Origin of the sequence: Shewanella sp. 10N.286.45.A1 (assembly GCF_041470405.1) — a bacterium.
In the GTDB taxonomy this organism is placed as follows: domain Bacteria; phylum Pseudomonadota; class Gammaproteobacteria; order Enterobacterales; family Shewanellaceae; genus Shewanella.
In genome coordinates, this window is record NZ_JBFRMK010000328.1 from 1 (window position 1) to 4,358 (window position 4,358).

3 protein-coding genes are annotated in these 4,358 nt (G+C 40.3%); 1 reads left to right on the forward strand and 2 read right to left on the reverse strand.

Annotated elements, in window-relative coordinates; all coding sequences use genetic code 11:
- Nucleotides 1–52 precede the first annotated feature (52 nt).
- Nucleotides 53–1,063 (reverse strand): type I glyceraldehyde-3-phosphate dehydrogenase, encoded by a 1,011-nt coding sequence (gap, locus tag AB4238_RS20380; protein ID WP_371995025.1) that lies wholly within the window; start codon nt 1,061–1,063, stop codon nt 53–55.
- A gap of 216 nt (nt 1,064–1,279) precedes the next feature.
- Nucleotides 1,280–2,134 carry a DUF2989 domain-containing protein gene (locus tag AB4238_RS20385; RefSeq protein WP_372035240.1) on the reverse strand — a complete coding sequence of 285 codons (855 nt, stop codon included), beginning with the start codon at nt 2,132–2,134 and terminating at the stop codon, nt 1,280–1,282.
- Between the two features lie 202 nt (nt 2,135–2,336).
- Between AB4238_RS20385 and AB4238_RS20390 the strand changes: the two genes are divergently transcribed.
- Nucleotides 2,337–3,773, forward strand: coding sequence for a glyceraldehyde-3-phosphate dehydrogenase (locus AB4238_RS20390; protein WP_220738477.1), 1,437 nt, complete (start codon nt 2,337–2,339; stop codon nt 3,771–3,773).
- Nucleotides 3,774–4,358 lie beyond the last annotated feature (585 nt).

A 4,358-nucleotide genomic window follows, 5' to 3' on the forward strand; every position in this document is an offset into this window, starting at 1 on the left:
ACTGACCGGCATTACAGCATTGCTGGGCTTTTAAATCTAAGCAGTTAGCTAATTACTTTGCAGACATTAACGCAACAGCGTTGTCTAGCATGCGGTTACTGAAACCCCATTCGTTATCATACCAAGCCATAACTTTAACTAGACGACCATTAACGCGAGTTTGAGTCGCATCAAAGTTTGAAGAGTATGGGTTATGGTTAAAGTCGATAGAAACCAAAGGTTCATGGTTTACAGCTAGCACTTCACTTAGTGGAGCAACAGACGCTGCTTTTTCAATGATAGCGTTAATCTCTTCAACCGTGGTATCACGAGCGGCTACGAAAGAAAGATCAACAAGTGATACGTTTACTGTTGGTACACGTACTGCTAAACCATCAAACTTGCCAGCAAGTTCTGGGACAACTAAGCCAACTGCAGCAGCTGCGCCTGTGCGTGTTGGGATCATTGACATTGCAGCTGCACGAGCGCGGCGTAAATCTGTGTGGTAAACGTCTGATAAACGCTGATCGTTGGTGTAAGCATGAATCGTTGTCATTAGACCTGATTCAATACCAATCTCGTCATTTAGCGGCTTAGCAAATGGTGCTAAACAGTTAGTTGTACAAGAAGCATTAGAAATTACAGTCATATCGCTAGTAATTTCGTCATTGTTAACACCGTAAACAACCGTTGCATCAACATTTTTACCTGGTGCAGAGATGATTACTTTCTTTGCGCCGGCTGTTAAGTGTGGTTGTACAGACTCTTTAGAAGTGAAAATACCTGTACATTCGAAAACAACGTCTACGTCTAGCTCATCCCATGGAAGTTTCGATGGGTCACGTTCTTGGAATGTAAGGATCTTATCTTCGTTAACAAAAATAGCATCATCAGCGTGTTCTACTTTTGCATTAAAGCGTCCGTGAACAGAATCATATTTTGTTAGGTGAGCGTTGATTGAAGCGTCGCCTAGATCATTTAACGCAACAATCTTGATAGGGTAGTTCTTTTCGCTTTCATATAGAGCACGTAGAACATTGCGGCCGATACGGCCATAGCCGTTAATTGCAACTCGGATAGTCATCTCATATCCCTCAGGTAAAAGTTTAAATAGAATCTGGTAGTAAAATTACCAAACTGACAGCTACCGTCAAGCAATATCGTCCAAATAGCGGCGATTCCCTTAACAAATTAGGTAATTTTTTTACATGGATCGCGTATTGGGCTATTTTTCTACTAAATGAAGAAAATTATTGTAAGTTGGCAAACATATTGCCGAATACAAATTACACGAGCCTTATTAATTAATTGCTTGATCTAAGTCCTGCTCCAAGACGATTTTTAGCTTACTTTGAGCATACATTCCAGATTCTAGTACATTAGCCAAATTTTCAGCTTCTTTATCTAACTTTTCCTGCAATATTTTATTACCTTGGATCATCGCTAACATCTGTTCCTCAACAAAATTAGCATCTGTCATGATGATATTGGTTTTTGACAGTAAGTAATGCATCTCGGGACGATGTTCATTTCTATAGAGGGTAGCTAAAGCTAACAACCAATCTGGGTCAAATGAATCTTTGTCGGCGCTAGATAGCGTTGCCGCGTACAACCGTTTAGCTTTGTTCGGATTGCTTTTCAAAAAATGGGCTGCGAGCTGTGCTTTAAGTCTAAAATCTTTAATCAATCCATTTTTTTCAGCGGCAAAGAGCACTTTGCCAGCTTCTGTATCGTTAAACCTAGACCAATGGTAATAGGCCAAATGTGGATCCAGACTGTTTTTGGTTGTTTCCTGTAACTGTGCCAATGTTTGCGAGCTTAAGCCAAAGGCTCGGGCACGATCGTTAGTGCGCTCTGGATGCAAAATATGCTGTACGCCTGCAGCGAGTTCAATACATTTATTGTAATCTTCTAAGTACAATAATTGGTCGAATAACTGCTCGCCTGTCGGCTGTTCTGTCATCTTTAATAGGTATCGATTGCGAATTAGGTCGCCTTTTTCGAATCTACACCAACTATCTTTGTGTAGATCTGAACAAAGTTCAGGATTTTTGTTACAGATCTTCTGCGTATTTGAGGTCGGTTCGCAGCCAAATAGTCCAATAAAGGCCGTAATTCCAAGAAGTGATGTAAACATTACAAATTTTCTACTCAAAATAGGCTCCATGCGCATTTTTATCTAATTAAATTACATCGTTATATAAAATATCTGACTAGCCTGAAAGGCCAGTTTTCATTACAATAGCGCCGACCAAACGGGGAAAGACACCCTACATAACCTAGATTATTGGTCTTTTCTTTTTGTTACTCAAACATTTCTGATAGAAAATCAGAAAAGTGAGATAAAGGATCTGTTAATGAGCGCTGATAAACACCTACAAAGCTGGCAAGAACGTTTCGAAATGGCAGAGGCTATGCAGCCTTTACTTGGTAAATTATATCGTAACCAAGGTGTAGAGGTTGTCGTATACGGTAAACCTTTACTTAACGCTTCTACCATCGAAATCATTAAATCACACCGTTTAGTGCGCCGTCATGTCGGTGACAAACTAAGACTACGTGAAAGCTTTCCATTTATCGAAGCTTTAAGCAAGTTAGCGGTAAAACAGTGCAAAGTTGATATTGGTAAGCTGGCTGTTAATTACTGGCGTGAATATAAAGACGCGAGCCAAATCGAAGCTTATATGAGCAGCGAATTGTCAGCCGCAATCACTCAAGAAGATACTGAAGAAGCAAGAGATGTTGTTCTTTACGGTTTTGGCCGTATCGGACGTCTTCTAGCTCGCTTGTTAATTGAAAGAACGGGTGTGAGCAACAAGCTTAGACTGCGTGCTATCGTACTTCGTGGCGGCCGTAAGGGCGACCTAGAAAAACGTGCAAGCCTACTTCGTCGTGACTCAGTGCATGGACCATTCAATGGTTCTGTAGAAGTTGACGAAGAGAACAATGCAATCATTGCTAACGGTACTTATATTCAAGTCATCTACGCAAACTCTCCAGATGAAGTTGATTACACAAAGTACGGTATATCTAACGCACTAGTGGTAGATAACACGGGTATATGGAAAGATGAAGCTGGACTTGGGCTGCACCTTAAATCAAAGGGCGCAACTAAAGTACTGTTAACTGCTCCAGCAAAAGGCGCAATTAAGAACATCGTTTATGGTGTTAACGAGTCTGACATTCTTGACGAAGATACGATTGTATCTGCAGCAAGCTGTACTACTAACGCCATTACTCCGGTACTTAAAGCGGTTAATGATAAATATGGCATTGTTAATGGTCACGTAGAGACTATTCACTCTTACACCAATGACCAAAACCTTATCGATAACTACCACTCTGCTGATCGTCGCGGTCGTAGTGCGCCTTTAAACATGGTAATTACTGAAACTGGCGCAGCTAAAGCCGTTTCTAAAGCATTACCAGTGCTTGAAGGTAAGTTAACAGGTAATGCGATTCGCGTTCCTACGCCAAACGTTTCAATGGCAATTATTAGCTTAAACCTTAATGGTGAAACTAATAAGCATGAGATGAATGAATACCTAAAAGATATGGCGCTGCAGTCTGAACTGCAAAATCAAATCGACTTTACTGAGTCTACAGAGATCGTGTCTAGTGATTTGGTTGGTTCTCGCTATGCAGGTGTTGTTGATTCTCAAGCAACTATTGCTGACGGTAACCGTACTATTCTTTATGTTTGGTACGACAATGAATTTGGCTATAGCTGCCAGGTCGTTGGCGTGATGCAAAAAATGTTGGGTCTTAACTACCAGTCATTACCACTTGGTTAAATCTGGTTAGAGTTAATACTTTTAAAAACGCCTCTTTATAGAGGCGTTTTTTATTTTCCGCTAAGTTAAGTTTTCAATAGTGGCTTAGTTCGTCAAGAGAATCCTTAGCAAGCTCATAGTTAGTTTAGGTCAGTTGAGTCACTCAATGGAGTACAACAGCCCTAGGCCTCCTGCATAGCTCTATGACCGACATGAAATTGCCAGCATTACAAAGGGACAATATTGGATCCCGCACGCTCAAAGTCGTTTAGCAGAATGTTGAAACCATTCCGCCCGATAAAAGCAGCGATTTTGAAATCATATAAATAAAATTGCACACACTATTTGAGTATGTGTGTCTTTACCAGAACAACAATTTTGCACGCTAGTATTATTTAGAAGCACTTAATAACAAAGCAGGGCATTGATATTGTGCAACTAACGATCAATAAGAACAAAAAACGTTATCTTTGATGCTTTTAACGTCAAACAGTTATAAAAAGCATTTTTCTCGATTGACTATGCAGAGTAAATCGGTAGAATGCCATTCCGTAGTCAAGGGGAAGCGAACTAAGCAAGAACTTGATTACAGATTAAATTGAAATG